Annotated in this window: 14 protein-coding genes and 1 pseudogene; 12 read left to right on the top strand and 3 right to left on the bottom strand. The window is 65.5% G+C overall.

Translation table 11 applies throughout. The features are described 5' to 3' along the window. Positions 1 to 148 precede the first annotated feature (148 nt). Positions 149 to 379 (top strand): hypothetical protein, encoded by a 231-nt coding sequence (locus tag ACZ9BC_RS20300; RefSeq protein ID WP_476247510.1) that lies wholly within the window; start codon positions 149 to 151, stop codon positions 377 to 379. Between the two features lie 109 nt (positions 380 to 488). Here the strand turns inward: ACZ9BC_RS20300 and ACZ9BC_RS20295 are convergent, their stop codons facing one another. Next, complete coding sequence (locus tag ACZ9BC_RS20295) at positions 489 to 2,009, bottom strand: sodium:solute symporter family protein (protein ID WP_476247509.1); 1,521 nt, start codon at positions 2,007 to 2,009, stop codon at positions 489 to 491. Between the two features lie 270 nt (positions 2,010 to 2,279). On the opposite strand from ACZ9BC_RS20295, the gene ACZ9BC_RS20290 reads away from it, so the two are divergent. Next, the gene (locus ACZ9BC_RS20290) at positions 2,280 to 2,855 is read left to right on the top strand and encodes a helix-turn-helix domain-containing protein (RefSeq protein ID WP_476247508.1); all 576 of its coding nucleotides are present in this window, start codon (positions 2,280 to 2,282) and stop codon (positions 2,853 to 2,855) included. Positions 2,856 to 2,961: 106 nt separating this feature from the next. Here ACZ9BC_RS20290 and ACZ9BC_RS20285 read toward each other — a convergent pair whose 3' ends face one another. Further along, complete coding sequence (locus ACZ9BC_RS20285) at positions 2,962 to 3,429, bottom strand: endonuclease domain-containing protein (RefSeq protein WP_476247507.1); 468 nt, start codon at positions 3,427 to 3,429, stop codon at positions 2,962 to 2,964. A 396-nt stretch (positions 3,430 to 3,825) separates the two neighbouring features. On the opposite strand from ACZ9BC_RS20285, the gene speB reads away from it, so the two are divergent. The 10 genes and pseudogenes from speB (at position 3,826) to ACZ9BC_RS20235 (ending at position 17,293) form a co-directional block, all read left to right on the top strand. Then, complete coding sequence (gene speB, locus ACZ9BC_RS20280) at positions 3,826 to 4,890, top strand: agmatinase (protein WP_115524246.1); 1,065 nt, start codon at positions 3,826 to 3,828, stop codon at positions 4,888 to 4,890. A 4-nt stretch (positions 4,891 to 4,894) separates the two neighbouring features. Continuing rightward, positions 4,895 to 6,592: a thiamine pyrophosphate-binding protein gene (locus ACZ9BC_RS20275; protein WP_476247506.1), complete on the top strand. Its 1,698-nt coding sequence runs from the start codon at positions 4,895 to 4,897 to the stop codon at positions 6,590 to 6,592. A 157-nt stretch (positions 6,593 to 6,749) separates the two neighbouring features. Then, positions 6,750 to 7,223, top strand: a complete 474-nt coding sequence (locus tag ACZ9BC_RS20270; protein ID WP_115524248.1) for a MarR family winged helix-turn-helix transcriptional regulator — start codon at positions 6,750 to 6,752, stop codon at positions 7,221 to 7,223. A gap of 82 nt (positions 7,224 to 7,305) precedes the next feature. Then, positions 7,306 to 8,805: pseudogene (locus tag ACZ9BC_RS20265) on the top strand (MFS transporter); the annotation flags it as partial. Between the two features lie 201 nt (positions 8,806 to 9,006). Beyond that, positions 9,007 to 10,740, top strand: coding sequence for an ABC transporter ATP-binding protein (locus ACZ9BC_RS20260; protein ID WP_476247505.1), 1,734 nt, complete (start codon positions 9,007 to 9,009; stop codon positions 10,738 to 10,740). Next, positions 10,737 to 12,803: an ABC transporter ATP-binding protein gene (locus ACZ9BC_RS20255; protein ID WP_476247504.1), complete on the top strand. Its 2,067-nt coding sequence runs from the start codon at positions 10,737 to 10,739 to the stop codon at positions 12,801 to 12,803. Before ACZ9BC_RS20260 ends, ACZ9BC_RS20255 begins: the two co-directional genes overlap by 4 nt. 179 nt (positions 12,804 to 12,982) lie before the next feature. After that, positions 12,983 to 13,399 carry an acyl-CoA thioesterase gene (locus ACZ9BC_RS20250; RefSeq protein ID WP_476247566.1) on the top strand — a complete coding sequence of 139 codons (417 nt, stop codon included), beginning with the start codon at positions 12,983 to 12,985 and terminating at the stop codon, positions 13,397 to 13,399. Between the two features lie 63 nt (positions 13,400 to 13,462). Next, positions 13,463 to 13,720 (top strand): PLDc N-terminal domain-containing protein, encoded by a 258-nt coding sequence (locus ACZ9BC_RS20245; protein WP_115524252.1) that lies wholly within the window; start codon positions 13,463 to 13,465, stop codon positions 13,718 to 13,720. A gap of 125 nt (positions 13,721 to 13,845) precedes the next feature. After that, positions 13,846 to 16,077, top strand: a complete 2,232-nt coding sequence (locus ACZ9BC_RS20240; protein WP_476247503.1) for an McrB family protein — start codon at positions 13,846 to 13,848, stop codon at positions 16,075 to 16,077. A 49-nt stretch (positions 16,078 to 16,126) separates the two neighbouring features. Further along, on the top strand, positions 16,127 to 17,293 hold the full coding sequence (locus tag ACZ9BC_RS20235) for a 5-methylcytosine restriction system specificity protein McrC (protein WP_476247565.1): 1,167 nt from the start codon (positions 16,127 to 16,129) through the stop codon (positions 17,291 to 17,293). Here ACZ9BC_RS20235 and ACZ9BC_RS20230 read toward each other — a convergent pair. Beyond that, positions 17,290 to 18,945 (bottom strand): sensor histidine kinase, encoded by a 1,656-nt coding sequence (locus ACZ9BC_RS20230; protein ID WP_476247502.1) that lies wholly within the window; start codon positions 18,943 to 18,945, stop codon positions 17,290 to 17,292. The genes ACZ9BC_RS20235 and ACZ9BC_RS20230 overlap by 4 nt on opposite strands. Positions 18,946 to 18,953: the final 8 nt, after the last annotated feature.

The following is an 18,953-nucleotide window of genomic DNA, read 5'->3' as shown; positions in this document are numbered from 1 at the left end:
CCTGCCTCAAATCGGCGACCCGCAGCCCGGCCGGCAGGGCCCCGTATCTGCTATTGACCCGCCTGCCGTGCGGTGTTGTGATGAAAGTGTGGCGCAGCCAGCGCCCTCACTGAAAGAGCACGTCAGGCGAACAAACGGAGGTTGAATCATGAGCACCACCGGACAGCACCCGGACATGCCGCACCTGGACGCCGTCGAAGCGGACCCCGCCTACGACTACGCCGAGGATGCACCGGTAGATGAGGACGACTGGGACACCGAGGATGAATTCCTGGATGAAGAGGAGCCGGTGGTACAGCCTGCCCCGATAGTCATCGATGCCGAGGACCGCCCGGTCCCGCTGGACCCGGACGAGGTCCGGGAAACAGAAACAGAGTAGGCATAGGACATACGACGACGGCGCCTCCTTCCGCGATTCAGCGAAAGGAGGCGCCGTCGTCGTGCGTTGGCCTTGGTGTGAGCTGCCCGTGTGGGCGCGGAAGCGGCCGTCAGGGGGCGGTGACTGCTTCTGCCGATGTTTCCTCGGTGTCCTGGCCGGCGACGCGTCGCTGCCAGTTCCGCATGACCCGGGGGTCGGTGGGCGGCGTGATGAGGGAAACGGCAATGTAGACCACGGCTGAGGCAAGGAGGCCGTAGTAGATGGGCTCGTTGGCATAGATGCCGTCCAGCGGCGCCTTGGCGTTGATTTCCAGGACGATCATGGTGCCCAGGGTGACCACCGAACCCACCGCCATCGAGGCCGCGGCGGCGATTCCGGTGCCGCGCTTCCATACCAGGCCGCCGAGGATTGCCACGAGGAGGCCGCCCACCAGGATGTCGTAGGCGATGGTCAGGGCGGCCACGACGTCCTTGGTGATGATGGCGATGACGATGGCGATGATGCCCAGGGTGAGGACCCAGATGCGGTTGGCCTTGACGTCGTGCTCGGGGTTGTCCGTGTCCTCGGTGCTGATGTTCTTGCCGAACCAGCTGGCCACGAACGGCAGGACGTCCGCGCGGGCTACGGTGGCGGCGGCGATGAGGGCGCCGGACGCAGTGGACATCATGGCCGCGACGGCGGCGGCCAGGACCAGTCCGCCGATGCCGATGGGCAGCAGGTTCTGGGCAACTTCGGCGTAGACATCATCCTTGGCGGCGATCTCGATGTTGGACAGCGCTACGCTCGCGGCCATGCCGATCAGGGCGCCGGCAACACCGTAGAGGATGCAGTAGATGCCGGCCGTGGCTCCGCCCCAGCGGGCTACTCCGGGCGTCTTGGCCGTGAAGACGCGCTGCCAGATGTCCTGGCCGATCAGCAGGCCCAGGGTGTAGACGACGAAGTAGGTGATGATCGTCTGGAGGCCGATGCCGTCGATCTGGAAGAAGCTCTCGTCGACGCGGCTGCGGATGCCGTCCAGGCCGCCGGCTGCGTTGAGGGTGAAGGGGAGCATCAGGAAGAAGATGCCGACGGTCTTGATGACGAACTGCACCTGGTCTGCCAGGGTGATGGACCACATGCCGCCAACCGTGGAGTACACCAGCACGATGGCGCCGCCAATGGCGATGGCCAGGGCGCGGTCAAGGCCGAACAGCACCACGAAGATGGTGGCGTAGGCGCCCGTGGACGTGGCGCACAGCATCAGCGTGTAGGCGAGCATCACAATGCCGGAGGCTTCAGTTGCCCGGCTGCCGTAGCGCAGGGTCAGCATCTGGGAGACCGTGTAAATCTTCAGTTTCTGGATGGTCCCGGCGAAAAGCAGGCTCAGGAGCAGGACACCGGCGCCGATGGCCACCACCAGCCACATTCCGGAGATGCCGAACTTGTAACCCAGGCCCACGCCGCCGACGGTTGAAGCCCCGCCCAGGACGACGGCGGCCATGGTGCCGGTGTAGAGGAAGGGGCCGAGCCGCCGGCCGGCGACCAGGAAGTCGCTGTTGTTCTTGGTGCGGGACTTGCCCCACCAGCCGAAGGCCAGCATTGCGAGCAGGTACACCACCACGATGGCGATGTTGATGACTTGTGCGTCCATGTTGGGCTCCTTGGAGCTGTTTGGCAGCCGGGGGTTGCATCCGGAGCGGGGGGACGGCCGGATGCCGCTGCGAAAATTGGGGTGAGAGGGGGCTCGCGATAATTGCCCTATAGGCAACATGTGTTTTCCAAAGGTTAGGCTGTGACGGCAGTAACAGTCAAGGGGGAATTAGGTACCCCGGACAGCGCGCCATGGAGGCGTCACAGAAGAGGCTGGCCATTAGTATTGCTCCAGAGTGGGGCCGGACTGCCGGCCATGAAAGGTTCGTAGATGAAGGCACTGCCAGTTGAGCCGAGCAACGTTCCGGTTGCCATTGGTTCCCGGATCCGGGCCGCCCGGCAGTCCCAGCGGCTCACCATTGAGCAGGTTGCCGATGCCACCGGGCTCACCAAGGGCTTCCTGAGCCGGGTTGAGCGCGACCTGACGTCCCCGTCGGTGGCCTCGCTGGTGACGCTGTGCCAGGTCCTGTCCATCTCGATCGGCGACCTGTTCGCGGCCCCGGAAACACACTTGACCAAGCGCAACGACGGGCCGCGGATCTCCCTTGGCGGCCAGGGCATTGTGGAGCGGCTGCTCACGGCCCGCTCGGAACGGCGCATCCAGATCATCCAGGCCTGCATCGAACCGCACGGCCGCGGCGAATCCGAACTCTACGCTGTGGACTGCGACGTGGACGTGCTTCACGTGATCAAAGGCAGCGTCCGCCTGATCCTCACCAACGAGCAGTACGACCTTGACGCGGGCGACACCGTCACCTTCCCAGGACGGGAGCCGCACACCTGGGTCAATCCCACGGACAAGCCCGTCGAGGTGCTCTGGGTTCTGGTTCCGGCCGCCAGCCGGTAGCCCGCTCCCGCGTTGCCGTACGTTCCTGCCCGGTTTGCGGCCGGCACACCCGTGTTCCTTCCCCGAGTTCCCCGGAAGGTGGGGCCTCCCAACATGGCGGACAGGGTCAAACCGGGAAGGAACGCACCGGTCCGGCGTCCAGCACGGCCCTGATTTCCGTCAAGACTTGCTCCGGGTGGAACCAGATGTGTTCGGGCATATAGCGGAGGACGGCGTAGCCGGTGACCGTGGAGGTGTTGTTGCGTTGCCGGTCCCTGAGCATGTCTGCACGCTTTGAGTGAAAAGCGAAGCCGTCAATTTCCACAATCAGGAAGCCGGCAAGCAGGAAATCCACGCGCCCAATTCCGGGCAGGACCACCTGGGCCTCATATCCGATGCCGTTGGTTCTGAACAGATGTTGGGCATCCACCTCCACGATGGACTCCGCCCGGAGGTCGAGGTCCCGCAGTGCCCGCAGGACCGGGCGGGAGCGGTCCCCGCGCAGTTGGGCTTTGAGCAGCTCAAGGGGGACGCCGTGCAGCCGGATAGCCGACGTCGCCAAAGCCGTGGACGACGGCGGAGCAAGGCACCCCACGCGCTCCGCCAGGCGCCTGATGTCCCGCCGGGAGTAGCCCGCGTCAAAAGATGTGCGGCCCGGGCGACGCCCCCGTTGCTCTTGAGGTACTCAAAGATGTCCATTCATCAATTGCAGGTTGCCCTGATTGGGCTGCGGAATGGGACAGCGGTGGTATGTGGACAGCCCTTTTGCGCGAGGGCTGCTCATTCCTTCCCGGTTCGTTTCGGACGTCAGCGGCAGGAGCGTACGGGATTCCTGTGTTTTCCGCGAAAGCCAGGGCTGAGGGTGGAGAGGCCGGGCAGGAACCGCGCAGGAATGGACCGGACCCAGGGTAAACACTTGGTGCTCATTAGAAAACCAGGGTGTATGATGGCAGTCACATAGTCACTCAACTCCTCGAAGGAGAGGCCTCCATTGGAAGAGCTGCGCATCGAAGCCAACGGCAACCTTGGCCCCATCGATTCATCCCGTATTCCCCGCTATGCCGGTGCTGCCACCTACGCCCGCCTCCCGCGGCTGGACCAGGTGGCCAAGGCCGACATTACGGTGGTGGGTGTTCCCTTCGACTCCGGCGTCTCCTACCGCCCCGGCGCCCGCTTCGGCGCCAACCACGTCCGGGAAGCCAGTCGCCTTCTGCGCCCCTACAACCCGGCCTGGGACGTCAGCCCGTTCGAAAACGTCCAGGTGGCAGACGCCGGGGACATGGCGGTCAACCCCTTCAACATCAACGAGGCAATTGAAACCGTCCAGCAGAACGCCCTCGACCTCACCGCCGGCGGCAGCAAGCTGGTAACCCTTGGCGGCGACCACACCATCGCCCTGCCCCTGCTCCGTGCCGCCGCCGAGCGTGCAGGCGCGCCGGTCGCCATGCTGCACTTCGACGCCCACCTGGACACCTGGGACACCTACTTCGGCGCCGAATACACCCACGGCACGCCGTTCCGGCGCGCCGTCGAGGAGGGCATCCTCGATACGGAGGCGATCAGCCACATCGGCACCCGCGGCCCGCTCTACGGCAAGAAGGACCTCGACGACGACCACCGCTTCGGGTTCGGCATCGTCACCTCCGCCGACGTCTACTACCAGGGCGTCCTTGAGACCGTGGCCAAGGTCCGCGACCGGATCGGCAACCGCCCGCTGTATATCTCGGTGGACATCGACGTGCTGGATCCCGCGCACGCGCCCGGCACGGGCACGCCCGAAGCCGGCGGCATCACCAGCCGCGAACTCCTGGAAATCATCCGCGGCTTCCGCGGCATGAACCTGGTGGGCGCAGACATCGTCGAGGTCGCTCCGGCCTACGACCATGCGGAGATTACGGGTGTGGCCGCCAGCCACGTCGCCTACGAACTGGTGACCCTGATGGCGGATAACGCTGTGCCGGGCGACCGTTTCGGGGCTGCCAGTGGATACGCTGCGCAGGCCCTTGGCCAGGAGGTCCGGCGGCCGGCCGGTTTTGCGGCAGCCGGCAAGGAGTAGTGAAATGATCGATTTCGATCCGGGAACGGCCGCCCCCACAAAGGGGACCGGCGTCCGCAACGGCGGGGACCTCGTCGTCGAAACGCTGGAAGCCCTGGGCGCGAAGACCGTCTTTGGCATCCCCGGCCAGCATGCGTTGGGCCTCTTTGATGCGATGGGCCGGGGCAACCTGCAGTTCGTGTCCTCGCGGGTGGAGAACAACAGTGCCTTCGCGGCGGACGGGTACTCCCGCGCCACCGGCGAAGTGGGGGTCCTGTTCCTGTCCACCGGCCCGGGCGCTTTGACCTCCCTGGCAGGCCTGCAGGAGGCCTACGCCACGGGTGTTCCGGTGGTGGTGGTGGCCAGCCAGATTCCGCTGGAGGGCCTGGGCGCCCGGCGCAAGGGCATGCTGCACCAGCTCGACGACCAGAAGGCGTCGGCGGCGAATGTCACCAAGAGCCAGCGGCTGATCCAGCACGCCTCAGGCATCCCGTCAGCCATCCAGGATGCCTGGACTGAGGCCATTTCCTCGCCCCAGGGTCCGGTGTGGATCGAGATTCCGCAAAACGTGCTGCTGGATCCCATCATGGTCCCGCCCGTGGAGGACGCCCTGGCCGAAGCCGCGGACAACCCGCCCCGGGTGGAACTGGTGCGCGAGGCCGTGAAGTGGCTGGCAGCTGCCGAACGGCCCGCGATCATCGCCGGCGGCGGCACGCGGCGGGGGAGGGCGGAGAAGTCCCTGCTGTCCATCGCGGAGAAGCTGCGCGCCCCGGTGATCTGCACCCCGGGCGGCAACGGCGCGTTCCCCTGGAACCATGAGTTGTCTCTGCAGTCCTGGATCGAGGACCGCCACATGACCGATCTGCTCGAGGACGCCGATGTCCTGGTGGTCATCGGCTCGTCCCTGGGCGAGGTCACCTCCAACTACTTCACCTTTGAGCCCCGGGGCAAAATCATCCAGATTGACGCCGAACCGCGGGTCCTGGAGTCCAACCGCCCCGGCCTGGGGATCCGCGCCGACGCCGGCCAAGCCCTGGCAGCTTTGGACGAGGCCCTGGAGGTTGACCCTTCGGGAGCCAAAGCCAACTGGCACGGCACTGCTCCGGAAGAGCTGGTCAAGGAGTCGGTGGCGAAGGTCAGGGCACGCCTGGAGTCCCAGGACCTCGGCAAGGAACTGAAGTTCATGGCCGACATTCGCGAGGCCGTCCCGGCGGACATGCAGACGTTCTGGGACATGACTATTGCCGCCTACTGGGGCTGGTCCTGCTGGGACGCCCGGCAAGGCCAGTTCCACTCTGCCCAGGGCGCAGGTGGGCTGGGCTACGGTTTCCCCGCCGCCATCGGCGGCGCCGTCGGCCTGGAAACCGTGGGCAAGCCAGGCCGGGTGCTGGCAGTATCTGGCGACGGCTCCTCGATGTACTCCATCTCGGAACTGGCCACCGCCAAGCAGCACAACGTGCCGGTCACCTGGCTGATTGTTGACGACGGCGGCTACGGAATCCTGCGCGAATACATGGTGGGCGCCTTCGGCAAGGCCACCGCGACCGAACTCGCCAGGCCCGATTTCGTGAAGCTTGCAGAAGCCTTCGGCGTCCCTGCCACCCGGGTATCGCCCGAGGGCGTGGGGGACGCGCTGAAGGCGGGATTCGCCGCCGACGGGCCGAACGTCGTCGTGGTTGAAACGCTCCTGAAGATGTTCGCCCCCACGCATCTGGAAGCCTGACCAGAACTAAACACACGAAAGGACCCCGCCTCCAGCAAGGAGGCGGGGTCCTTTCGTATACCCGGCCCTTCAAGCGTGCCCGCGGGGGATAGTTTCCTAAAGCAACCAATGTGCGATATAGTTGCTTCAGGCAAACAACTGAGGAGGCCTTGGAGTCATGGCAGTAGCCCCTGATACGGCAGCCGATCTCGTGTACCAGATCTTCGACCTCCAGCGCGCGGTGCGGTGCATCGCCACAGCCAGCGTGCGGGGCCAGGACACCGGGGTGGCGCTCCAGGGCGTCCTGCGGTTCGTGGGGGAGGGGGAGTCCCGGGCCACCAAACTTGCGGAGCGGCTGGGCGTCAGCGCTCCGGTCCTCAGCCGCCACATCGCGGACCTGGAGGAGCAGGGTTTCGTGGTCCGGAGGCAGGATCCCGACGACGGCCGGGCGCAGCTGGTGGCCCTCACTCCGTCGGGCGCGGAGAAGCTCCGGCACATCGAGGAGCAGCGTACAGCCGTCCTGCAGGACTACCTGCGCGACTGGAGCGAGGAAGACGTCGGAGCCACGGCGAAAACCCTGCACAAGCTCACCGAATCACTCAAGACATCAGCCCGGGCAACGGCGGCCGGATCCACTAAAACCAGCGTTTAGGAGCATTCTTATGGCAAGCCAAACCGCCGCGCCGAATATCTCAACCCAGGCCGGGCCAACAAACCCCGCCGGGCCGCCGGAGATGTCCCACCGGCAGATCATGGAGGCCCTCACCGGTCTCCTGGCCGCATTCTTCACGGCCATCCTCAGCAGCACCATCGTGGCGAACGCGCTGCCCACCATCATGTCCGACCTGCACGGCACCCAAACCGACTTCGCCTGGGTCATCACCGCCGCGCTGCTGGCCAACGCCGCCACCACACCCATCTGGGGCAAGCTCGCCGACCTCTTTAACAAAAAGGTCCTGGTCCAGCTCAGCATCATCATCTTTGTGGCCGGTTCCGTCATGGCCGGCCTCTCCGAAACCATCCCGCTGCTGCTGGTGGCCCGCGTCATCCAGGGCGTGGCGATGGGCGGCCTCACGGCCCTGGCCCAGGCGATCATCGGCACCATGATCCCGCCGCGGAACCGCGGCAAATACTCCGGGTACATGGGCGCCGTCATGGCCGTGGGAACCGCCGGCGGCCCGCTGCTGGGCGGCTTCATCGTGGACAGCCCGCTCGGCTGGCGCTGGACGTTCTTCGTCTGCGTGCCGCTCGCCGTCGTCGCACTGGTCCTGCTGCAGGTCACGCTCAAGATCACCCATGTGCGGCGCCCGGCCAAGATCGACTGGCTCGGTTCCATCCTGCTGACCTCCGGCGTCAGCCTGCTCCTGATCTGGGTCTCCTTCGCCGGCAACCCCGCCTACTACGACTGGATCTCCTGGCAGTCCGCCCTGATGGTGGGCGGCGGCGTCCTCCTGCTGGCCCTGCTGGTGCTGGTGGAATCCAAGGTGGAACAGCCCATCATCCCGCTCAAGATCATCTCGGAGCGGACCACCGCGCTGGCCATCCTCGCCTCAGTGGCGGTGGGCGTCGCGATGTTCGGTTCCTCCACCTTCCTGGGCCAGTACTTCCAGGTTGCCCGCGGGGCCACGCCAACGGAGGCCGGCCTGCTCACGCTTCCCATGATCGCCGGCAACCTGGCCGGTTCGGTGGCCTCGGGACTCCTGATCACCCGGACCGGCAAGTGGAAGGGCTACCTGATTGGCGGCTCCATCCTGCTGATCGGCGGACTTGGGCTCGCCGGAACCATGGACCATACCACCGAACTCTGGCATACCGGCATCTTCACCGCCGTCCTGGGCCTTGGCCTGGGCATGCTGATGCAGAACCTTGTCCTGGCGGTCCAGAACACGGTCCGCGCCTCCGACATCGGCACGGCCAGCGCCTCGGTTGCATTCTTCCGGTCAGTAGGCGGCGCCATCGGCGTTTCCGTCCTCGGCGCCGTCCTGGCCAACCGCGTGAGCGGCCTTGCCACGCAGGGACTGGCCGCCGCCGGGATTCCCGTCCAGGGCGGCAGCGCAGGCAGCAGCATGGACCTGGCCCACATGCCCGAACCCGTGCGTGAGATCATGCGGGCCGCGTACGGCGACGCCACGGCCGAAGTATTCCTGATTTCCGCGGTAGTGGCTGTGGTGGCACTGGTGTCCGTGCTGTTCATCAAGGAAAAGCCGTTGCGCCGCACGGTTGACATCCAGCCTGCGCCGCCAGCAGAAAGTACGACGCCGGAGCTTGCCTCTGCAGGAAAGTGACCCGCCGGGGTACGCCCCTCGGATGATCTTTCCGCAGGCTGTTTGACCGGCGGAGGGAGTTTCGTAGAGTGGGAAGGCTAGGGATGTCAGCCCCGGCTGCTACTACTTAACCTTCCTGCTCCACTCACTCATCCCTAAGGATCCGCGGGCATGCTCCTCACCCTCATCAAGAGGTTTTCCAGGCCGTATATGCCGTATCTGGTGGCGGTCATCGTGTTCCAGCTGGCATCCACCATTGCCGCGCTGTACCTCCCCAGCCTGAACGCGCAGATCATTGACGAAGGGGTTTCCCGCGGCGACACCGACTTCATCTGGCGGACCGGGGCCGTGATGCTGCTCGTGGCGTTCGTCCAGGTGGGAACGGCCATTGCCGGCGTCTACTTCGGTTCAAAAACGGCCATGGCCCTGGGCCGGGATTTGCGGCGTGCGGTGTTCCGCAAGGTCACCAGCTTCTCGGCCAAGGATGTCAACGCCTTTGGTGCTCCAACGCTGATCACCCGCGGCACCAACGACGTCCAGCAGGTCCAGATGCTGATGCTGATGGCCCTGAACTTCATGGTGGCCACGCCCATCATGTGCATCGGCGGCATCATCATGGCGCTGCGGGAGGACCTGAACCTCTCGTGGCTGGTGTGGGTTTCGGTCCCCCTCCTGACCGTTGTGGTGGGCTACCTCGTGGTCCGGCTGATGCCCCTGTTCCGGTCCATGCAGAAAAAGATCGACCGCATCAACGCGGTGCTGCGCGAGCAGATTATCGGCATCAGGGTGGTCCGGGCCTTTGTCCGCGAACCGTACGAAACGGAGCGGTTTGGGGAAGCCAACGGGGAACTCACCGATGTGTCGCTGAAAATCGGCGCCCTGTTCGTGCTGATGTTCCCGGCCATCAGCATGATCCTGCACCTGTCCACGGCAGCGGTGTTGTGGTTCGGCGGGCAGCGGGTGGATTCCGGCGAGATGCAGGTGGGCGCGCTGACGGCCTTCCTGCAGTACCTCCTGCAGATCCTGGTGGCGGTCATGATGGGCACCTTTATGGCCATGATGATCCCGAGGGCCTCTGTCTGTGCCGACCGCATCGGCGAGGTGCTCGACGTCGAACCCTCCATCCACGATCCCGAGGAGCCCCAGGCTCCGGCGTCACTCACGGGCGTGGTCGAGTACCGCAACGTCACCTTCGCCTACCCCGGCGCCGAGTCACCGGTATTGAGCAACATCAGTTTCACTGCCAAGCCCGGCCAGACCATTGCCATCATCGGCTCCACCGGTGCGGGCAAGACCTCGCTGCTGTCACTGCTGCCCCGGCTGTACGACGCCGCCGAGGGCGAAGTGCTGCTGGACGGAGTGCCCGTGGGCCTGCTGGACCGCGCCGAGATCACCAAACGCGTGGCCCTGGTACCGCAACGGCCCTACCTCTTCTCCGGCACCATCGAGCACAACCTCCGCTTCGGAAAGACCGAGGCAACGGACCAGGAACTCTGGGACGCGCTCCGGGTCGCCCAGGGCGAGTCGTTTGTCCGGGAGAAGAAGAACGGCCTGAACGCCAGGATCGCGCAGGGCGGAACCAACGTCTCCGGCGGCCAGCGCCAGCGCGTGTGCATCGCCCGCGCGCTGGTGACCAAGCCCAGGGTCTACCTGTTCGACGACTCCTTCTCCGCACTGGACGTCGCCACCGACGCCCGGCTGCGCGCCGTGCTCAAGGGAACCACTTCCGACGCCACCGTCATCATCGTGGCCCAGCGGGTTTCCACCATCACCGAGGCGGACCAGATCCTGGTGCTGGACAACGGCCGGATCGTGGACCGCGGAACGCACGAGGAACTCCTGGAAACCTCACCCACCTACCAGGAAATTGTTGAATCCCAGCTGAGCGTGGAGGAAATGGCATGAGCCCCCGCAAAAAGGACTCCACGCCCACCGCGGAAACCGCCCCCGGATCCGCGGACCCGGCCGAGGCGGGGTTGGCCGACGAGGACGAGTTCCTCGAAGAGGAGTACAAGCCCTCCGAGGCGGACGGGGACATGTTCGGGGGGATGCCCGCAAAGAAGGCCGAGCGTTTCTGGCCCTCGGCGAAGCGGCTGATGGGGCTGCTGAAGCCCGAGGCCCTGGGCATCTATGTTGTGGTGGCCATGGTCGTGGTCGCCGTCGTCCTGAACGTCATTGCGCCGAAGATCCTGGGCCAGGCCATGGATGTCATCTTCGCCGGAGTGGTGGGCAAGCAGCTCCCGTCCGGCGTCAGCAAGGACCAGTTTGTCGACGGGCTGCGCCAGCAGGGGCAGGACAACTTCGCGGACATGGTCTCGCGGATGGAACTGGTACCCGGCACGGGCATCGACTTCCAGAAGCTGTCCTTCCTGATCGCCATCGTCCTGCTGATGTACTTCGTGGCCAACATTTTCCTGTGGCTGCAGGGCTACGTCCTGAACCGGATTGTCATGAAGGTGATCCGCCGGCTCCGCGACGACACCGAAAAGAAACTGAACCGCCTGCCGCTGAACTACTTTGACACCCGGCAGCGCGGCGACGTCCTGTCCCGGGTGACCAACGACGTCGACAACATCCAGCAAGCACTCCAGCAGGCCTTCGCGCAGCTGATCAACTCCCTCCTGACCGTGGTGGGCATCGTGATCATGATGTTCATCGTTTCCTGGCAGCTTGCCCTGATCGCACTGATCGCGCTGCCCCTGTCCGGCGTGGCGGCAGGCATGATCGGCGTGCGGAGCCAGAAGCTCTTCGCCGCACAGTGGAAGAACACCGGCGCGCTCAACGGCCAGATCGAGGAATCCTTCTCGGGCCACGACCTGGTGCGGGTCTTTGGCCGCGACGCCGACATGCTGGAACGGTTCGAGGAACGCAACGAGGCCCTCTACAAGGCAAGCTTCGGCGCGCAGTTCGTCTCCGGCATCATCTTCCCGGTGATGCAGTTCGTCTCCTACCTCAGCTACGTGGGCATCGCCGTGGTGGGTGGCCTCCGGGTGGCGTCGGGATCCATGTCGCTGGGCGATGCCACGGCGTTCATCCAGTACTCGCGCGAGTTCACCCAGCCCCTGGGCCAGATGGCGGGCATGGCCAACATGCTCCAGTCCGGCGTTGCGTCCGCTGAACGGGTCTTCGAGTTCCTCGATGCCGATGAACAGGACCCCGAGACCGCCACCGAGCACCTGCCTCCCAAGACTGACGGCCACGTGGACTTCAAGGACGTCACCTTCAGCTACACCGAGGATCGGAAACTCATCGAGAACCTGTCCTTCACAGCCGAACCAGGAAACACTGTGGCCATCGTGGGGCCCACCGGCGCCGGAAAGACCACCCTGGTGAACCTGGTGATGCGCTTCTACGAGCTCAACTCCGGCTCCATCACCCTGGACGGGGTGGACATCACCCACCTCAGCCGGTCCGAGCTCCGCTCCAAGGTGGGCATGGTGCTCCAGGACGCCTGGCTGTTTGGCGGATCCATCTACGACAACATCCGCTACGGCAACCTGGACGCCACCGAGGAACAGGTCATGGCCGCGGCCAAGGCCACCTTCGTGGACCGCTTCGTCCGGGCCCTGCCAGAGGGCTACAACACCATCATTGACGAGGAAGGCAACAACGTCAGCGCCGGCGAAAAGCAGCTCATCACCATCGCCCGCGCCTTTGTGGCCAACCCGTCCCTGCTGATCCTCGACGAAGCCACCAGCTCCGTTGACACCCGCACCGAACTCCTGGTCCAGAAGGCCATGGCGGCGCTGCGGACGGACCGGACCAGCTTCGTGATCGCGCACAGGCTTTCCACCATCCGCGATGCCGACACCATCCTGGTCATGGAGGACGGCCGGATCGTCGAGCAGGGCAACCACAAGGTCCTCCTCGCCGCCCGCGGCGCCTACTACCGGCTCTACATGTCCCAGTTCGCCGGAGCCGACGCCGGGGACGTGCCGGTGGATGATGCGACGGCGGTGCACAGCTGAGCGCCCAGGTAGACAATGTACAGCCCTCGGACAATGTGCAGCACTGAGGCAACGTGGAGAACTGAAACAACGTGGAGCAAGCAGACACAATGGAGCAGGTAGACACAGTGGAGCAGGACAGGCACGCGCGGCAGGACCACGGGAAGCACGGACACCGGCGCATTGAGGTCCTGGTACCCATGCGCTGGGGCGACATGGACGCCTACGGCCACATCAACAACGTGCAGATCGTGCGGATGCTGGAGGAAGCCCGGATCGGGGCCTTCGGGCCTCCACGGGGAGCGGGACTTCCCGGCGTTGAGCCGCAGGTGTCACTCTTCAACGCCGTCCCGGAAGGGACCATGGCGCTGGTGGTGGACCACAAGATCCGCTACGTCAGGACCCTTGAGTACCGCAACGTCCCGGCCGTGGTCCAGGTGTGGATCGGCGCCGTCAAGGGCGCCAGCTTCGACATCCACTACCTCGTCAAGGACCCCGTGACCGGGGAGGACTGCGTCAAGGCCAGCACCCACCTGGCCTTCGTGGACGAAGCCACCGGCCGCGTGCAGCGGCTGACTGCCGAACAGAAGGAACGGCTGGCTCCGTACACGCACTAAGCCACTGGACAAGACTCCAGCGGACAGACTGGACTGGAAGCACCCGAACGAAAGGAATCCCAGATGGCCAAGAACAAGACCAGCGCTGCCAGGAAGAAGAAGACCTGGAAGGAGATGTCGCCGTCGGCAAAGGCCGGCACCATTGTGGTGGGCATCGCCCAGATGTCGCTGCTGGTGGCTGCGCAACGGGACATCTCCCGGCGGCCCGAGGCTCAGATCAACGGGCCGAAAGCGGCGTGGCGGGCCGCATCCTTCATCAACTTCATCGGCCCCATGGGCTACTTCATCTTTGGCCGTAAACGGGGTACCCCCGGCGTCTAGCAACAGGAAACGGGCCGGGCGTCCGGAGGTTAAGCCGGGCGTCCGGAGCCCAAAAGGTCCCCGGGGGACTCCCCGGTCCGGGACCGTTGAGCCGCCGCCCAGCTTGACCCTGTAAATTTGAACCCATGACCCCCGCCTCCACTGCTGCCATGACCCGCGCCCTCGGCATCTCACGCGAGATCGAAGATGCGGCGTGGTTCGTTCTGGGGCCGGGGCTCCAGGGAAAACCGTCGGCACTGGACGGCCGCACGCTGACATGGACGTCGGAGGCGGCCGCCGAGCTCCTGGACCGGCTGGAACGCGGGACGCCGGACCCCAAAGCGCCCATGATGACCAACCTCCGGCAGAACCTGGACGGCGCATCCCGCGAGGCGAAGCAACTGGCCGTCGAGCTGCTCTTCCTGCAGTCACTGCCGCTGGCACACGAAGTGAAGTCACTGAAGGTCAAGCGTGCCCGGGTAGCCGAGGCCGCTTCCTGGCTTGAACCTCCGCTCGAGCTGCCTGACGAGCTTTACCAGGGCATGACGGACCATGGAGTGATCCGGGACCGCACTGCAGAGTTCAACTGGACCATCTGGGACCACCTGAAGTGGCTGTGCCGTTTTGTGCAGCATGTGGACCAGCAGCCGCCCGCACTCATCACCGGTGCGCTGCAGGACCCACTGAAGTTCCACCGGCTTGCCTCCGCCACGCCGGGTGACCAGCCGGCCATCCGCCGCAGCATCGAGTTCCTGGCCTGGCCCAGCTACTTTGAACCGGTCGTCGCGGACATTGAGCGGCAGGAAATCCGGGATGCCTTCGCCTCCCTGGTGGGCGGGGCCAAAGGGGACAGCGAAGACGACATCACCGCAGACATCCACCGCATCCGGCTGCATCTGGATGAACAGGCGGGCCAGCGCATCGACTGGTACGCCCGGCAGCTGGTCAGCCAGTGGCGCAAGGTGGGAGATCCCGGACACCGGGCCTGGCTGCTGCGGACGCACGGCGACAACACCGAACTGCTGACCGCCTGGCAGGGCGAGGAAAAGGTGACCCTCGACGTCGAGCACCTCCGGCTGCTCAACCCGGGCGTCACCGCGGGAGTGGTGCAGCACGCCGTGGACGAGGACTACAAACACCTCGGCTACGTGGAACGCGAGGACACCAAAACCGCCGTCTTCGCCTTCCTCACCGTCATGAAGCCCGGGGACCTGGTCCTGTACCAGCACGCCGGCACGGTGCGGCTGGGCGGCGTGCTCGGGGAACCCGACTACAACGATGACAACCGGCGCCTCCGCCGCAAGGTCCGCTGGTTCGATGAAGGACATCCCACCACAAGCTTGCCCCGGCACGTGCAGCGGCAGCTGGCTACCGCCGGCATCGTGGTGGATGTAACCCGCGTGGCGCAGGCGCTGCAGGCCCTCTTGCCGCCCGAAGCGGAAGCCGAGCCCGACGGCGATACCGAAACCGCCGCCGTCGTGCCTCCCGCCCAGGAAGGCTTCCGCCCGCTGACCCCGGAATTCGCAGACTCACTGCATATGGAGCTGGAACCGCTGCAGGAGATCGCCGACCTGCTGGAGGAGAACCGGCAGCTGGTCCTCTACGGCCCTCCCGGTACCGGCAAGACCTACCTGGCAAAGCACCTGGCAGCTGAGCTGGCTGACGACACCACCGACGAGCGCGTCAAGCTGGTCCAGTTCCACCCGTCCTACGCCTACGAGGACTTCTTTGAGGGCTACCGGCCGGACAAAACGGACGAGGGCCAGGTGTCCTTCAAACTGGTGGCGGGGCCGCTGCGGCGCCTCGCAGAAGAGGCCGCCAAGCCCGGGAACGAGAAAAAGCCGTACTTCCTCATCATCGACGAGATGAACCGCGCCAACCTGGCCAAGGTGTTTGGCGAGCTGTACTTCCTGCTGGAGTACCGCGACGACCGGATCTACCTGCAGTACAGCCCGAATGAGCCGTTCACCCTGCCGGACAACCTTTACATCATCGGCACCATGAACACCGCGGACCGGTCCATCGCCATGATGGACGCCGCCATCCGCCGCCGTTTTTCCTTCATCGAACTGCACCCGCAGACCGAACCGGTGAAGGGCTCATTGCTTCGGTTCCTGCAGGCCCGGGAGCTGGACACCACCCCGGCGCTGCTGCTGGATGCCTTGAACAGCGCCATCGACGAGTGGGACCGCGACCTGATGATCGGTCCGTCCTACTTCATGAAGCCGGCTGCCCAGACCCCGGCGGGGCTGCGCCGGATCTGGAAGTACGAGCTCATGCCGCTCCTGGAAGAGCACTACCACGGCCAGCTCACGCGGGCGCAGTTGGAGGAACGCTTTGGGCTGGACCAGTTGCTGGGACGCCTTGCAGCCGGGTAGCCCCGGCCCGTCCCTGCGGCACCTGGTCCTTGATGAGCTGTCCCGCGGAATGGTGGAACGGCTCGACCCCGCCAGCGCCTCCCTCCTGAACTCCAGCGGCCTGGCCAAAGCCTCGCCGATGGGCATGGGGCTGTACCGGATAGAGCCGGTGGGCAAGGTGGGTTCCGTCCGAACGCCCACCGTGCAGCTGGACGTCCGTCCCAAGGACCGGCTGGGCCTGAGCCGGCTCCTGTTCCTGCTCAGCTACGCCGGTGAGCAGGGCTTCCGGCCGGATACCGTGGCGGCCGTCGAGGACCGGGATTTGTGGAGCGCGCTGGCCGAGTCCTTGGCGCAGCTTGCCGAACGCGCCCTGGGCCGCGGCGTGCTGCAGGGCTACCTCACGGTTGATGAATCGCTGCGGACCGTCAAGGGGCGGATCCGGATTTCGGACCAGATCTCCCGGCGGCCGGGAATGCTGGTGCCGCTGGAAGTCTCGTATGACGAGTTCACCGAGGACGTCGCTGAGAACAGGATCCTCCGCGCGGCGCTGGAACGGATGGGCCAGATCCCGCGCGTGCGCCCCGAGGCGCTGAGCCGGCTGCGCCTGCTCAAGGGAAAGCTCGACGCCGTCACCCGCCTTCCAGCAGGCGCTCCGCTGCCGCCGTGGAAGCCCACCAGGATGAACCTCCGCTACCACGCGGTGCTCCGGCTGGCCGAACTGATCCTGCGCAACGCGTCGGCGGAAGCGGGGGAGGGCAGGCAGCAGACAGCCTCGTTCGTGGTGGACATGAACCAGGTGTTCGAGGACTTCGTCGGCACCGCCCTGCGCGAGGCGATGGCGGCTTACCCAGGGGAGCTGCGGCTGCGGTACAACGCGCTGCTCAGTGAAGCCGTGCGCGACGCGGACAGGCTGTCGGTCCGCCCGGACGCGGTTCACCTGCTGGGCGGCCGTCCGGTGGTGGTGTACAACGCCAAGTACAAGGCAGCCACCGATGCCGGGGCTTCCCTGACGGCTGACCACTACCAGATGCTGGCCCACAGCACCGCACTGGCAGTGCCCACCGCCTGGCTGGTCTACGCCGGATCGGGTGAGATGAAGCTCCGCCGCATCCTCAACACGGACATCGACATCGTGGAATTTCCGCTGGACCTGTCCATGGCGCCGGCCGACATCCTCGCCGCAGTCAGGGACCTGGCCCGGCAGTCCTGGGGTGAGGTGGTCCGGCAGGGCCGTTAGACCGGAACCCGGAAGGTGAACGTGGTGCCCTGGCCCAGCGCGCTGTCCACCTCGATGGTCCCGCCGTGCGCTTCGACGATCGCCTTGCTGATGGGCAGGCCCAGCCCCACGCCGGGGATGGCGGTGCGCCGGACGCTGCTGGTGCGGAAGAACTTGGCGAACACTTCAGACGCATCTTCGGGGCTCATCCCCATGCCGGTGTCCGTGACGCGGCATGCCAGGTGCCCGTTCTCCTGCGCCAGGGACACCACAACGTTTCCGCCGTCGGGGGAGTACTTGATCGCGTTGGACACAAGGTTGTCCAGGACCTGCGAAATCCTGGCGCCGTCAACATGGGCTTCCAGCCGCTCAGGCGTCTCTGCGGCCAGCACCACCCCGGACGCAACCGCCTTCGGCGCGGCGGATGAAACGCTTGCCCGGACAAGTTCCGCCACATCCACCGCGTGGGGAGTGACGATCAGCTGGCCGTTGCGGCTGGCGAGCAGGTCGGAAACCAGGGTCAGGAGCCGTTCCGAATTTCGGCGGATGATTTCAAGCATGTCCCGTTGGGACTCCTCCGGCTCGTCGCCGAGCAGGATCTCCACGTAGCCCAGGATGGACGTCAGCGGGGTCCGGAACTCATGGGACACGCTGGAGACAAAGTCATCCTTGGCGGTCAACGCGTTGACGAGGTCCGTCACGTCGCTGAAGGCGATGACGGATCCGGCGAACTTGCCGTCGGCGTCCTTCATCGCACGGGCAGTGGTCACAAACGCCCGCTGCTCCTTTTCCGCGCCAAGCCACACCAGGTAGTCGGTGAAGGTTTCGCCCAGGACCGCGCGGCGGACCGGGCGCTCCTGGACGGGAACCAGCGTCTTGCGGTCAGGCCCGAACACGAGCAGCTGTGACTCGTTGGGGTCCGCGATGTCCTTTGGCCGTGCCAGCTCGTGGTTGGCGCGCTGTTTCCGGTTCATCAGGATGTCATGGCCGTCGGCGTCCACTGCGAGCACGCCCAGGTGGACCGTGTCCAAAACCGTGTTGAGCAGCGACTCCTGGCGCTGGCTGGTGAGCAGGTTGGCCTGCAGCTGGGCGTCCTTTTCTTCCAGCTCACGCTGCTGCCGCATCATGCTGAGCGTCAGGACACTGACGGACACACCAATGCCCAGCATCATCACCGGCAGGAGCAGGGAGCGGGCAAAGTCCTGCGCGGTGAAACTGCCTTTCAGGAGCAGCGGAACCCAGATGATGGCAAGCGGTGCAAGGAAGGAAAGCCATAGGGCCAGGCGGGGGTAGTAGCCGGAGGCGCACCACCAGATAACGGGGAATACTGCCAGGAGGCTGATGCCCGTGAGGCTCTCCTGCCCGCCTTCCCGGCCGAAGGCGATGGAGACGAAGTCCAGCAGGGGGATGACCAGGAAGCTTGTGTAGGGCAGGCGGTCCCAGGGGACCAGGTAGCACAGGGCCATGAGGACCAGCTGCGACACCAGGAACGTGAGAAAGAACGGGTTGTTCATGGTGGCCGGGAAGAACGCCCACATCAGGAAGGCGGTCAGCAGCGTGGTCACGAACAGCGGCATCTGGCTCATCGCCACCCGGTCCGTCAGCCGGTATTCATGGAAGGGCCGGCGGAAAAACCGCAACTTACCCGAGGACCATGCAGTGGGACTAGTCATGGCGTGAC

The sequence above is a fragment of the Pseudarthrobacter sp. TE3704 genome, from assembly GCF_056279405.1.
Note: the sequence above shows the minus strand (reverse complement) of the source record. Positions and strands in the feature narration are given on the sequence as shown.

What these genes read in the sequence shown, in the direction of transcription:
- ACZ9BC_RS20300 (WP_476247510.1), top strand. Translation starts at nt 149, where the DNA reads ATGAGCACCACCGGACAGCACCCGGACATGCCGCACCTGGACGCCGTC.
- ACZ9BC_RS20295 (WP_476247509.1), bottom strand. Translation starts at nt 2,009, where the DNA reads ATGGACGCACAAGTCATCAACATCGCCATCGTGGTGGTGTACCTGCTC.
- ACZ9BC_RS20290 (WP_476247508.1), top strand. Translation starts at nt 2,280, where the DNA reads ATGAAGGCACTGCCAGTTGAGCCGAGCAACGTTCCGGTTGCCATTGGT.
- ACZ9BC_RS20275 (WP_476247506.1), top strand. Translation starts at nt 4,895, where the DNA reads ATGATCGATTTCGATCCGGGAACGGCCGCCCCCACAAAGGGGACCGGC.
- ACZ9BC_RS20270 (WP_115524248.1), top strand. Translation starts at nt 6,750, where the DNA reads ATGGCAGTAGCCCCTGATACGGCAGCCGATCTCGTGTACCAGATCTTC.
- ACZ9BC_RS20260 (WP_476247505.1), top strand. Translation starts at nt 9,007, where the DNA reads ATGCTCCTCACCCTCATCAAGAGGTTTTCCAGGCCGTATATGCCGTAT.
- ACZ9BC_RS20255 (WP_476247504.1), top strand. Translation starts at nt 10,737, where the DNA reads ATGAGCCCCCGCAAAAAGGACTCCACGCCCACCGCGGAAACCGCCCCC.
- ACZ9BC_RS20250 (WP_476247566.1), top strand. Translation starts at nt 12,983, where the DNA reads ATGCGCTGGGGCGACATGGACGCCTACGGCCACATCAACAACGTGCAG.
- ACZ9BC_RS20245 (WP_115524252.1), top strand. Translation starts at nt 13,463, where the DNA reads ATGGCCAAGAACAAGACCAGCGCTGCCAGGAAGAAGAAGACCTGGAAG.
- ACZ9BC_RS20240 (WP_476247503.1), top strand. Translation starts at nt 13,846, where the DNA reads ATGACCCCCGCCTCCACTGCTGCCATGACCCGCGCCCTCGGCATCTCA.
- ACZ9BC_RS20235 (WP_476247565.1), top strand. Translation starts at nt 16,127, where the DNA reads ATGGTGGAACGGCTCGACCCCGCCAGCGCCTCCCTCCTGAACTCCAGC.
- ACZ9BC_RS20230 (WP_476247502.1), bottom strand. Translation starts at nt 18,945, where the DNA reads ATGACTAGTCCCACTGCATGGTCCTCGGGTAAGTTGCGGTTTTTCCGC.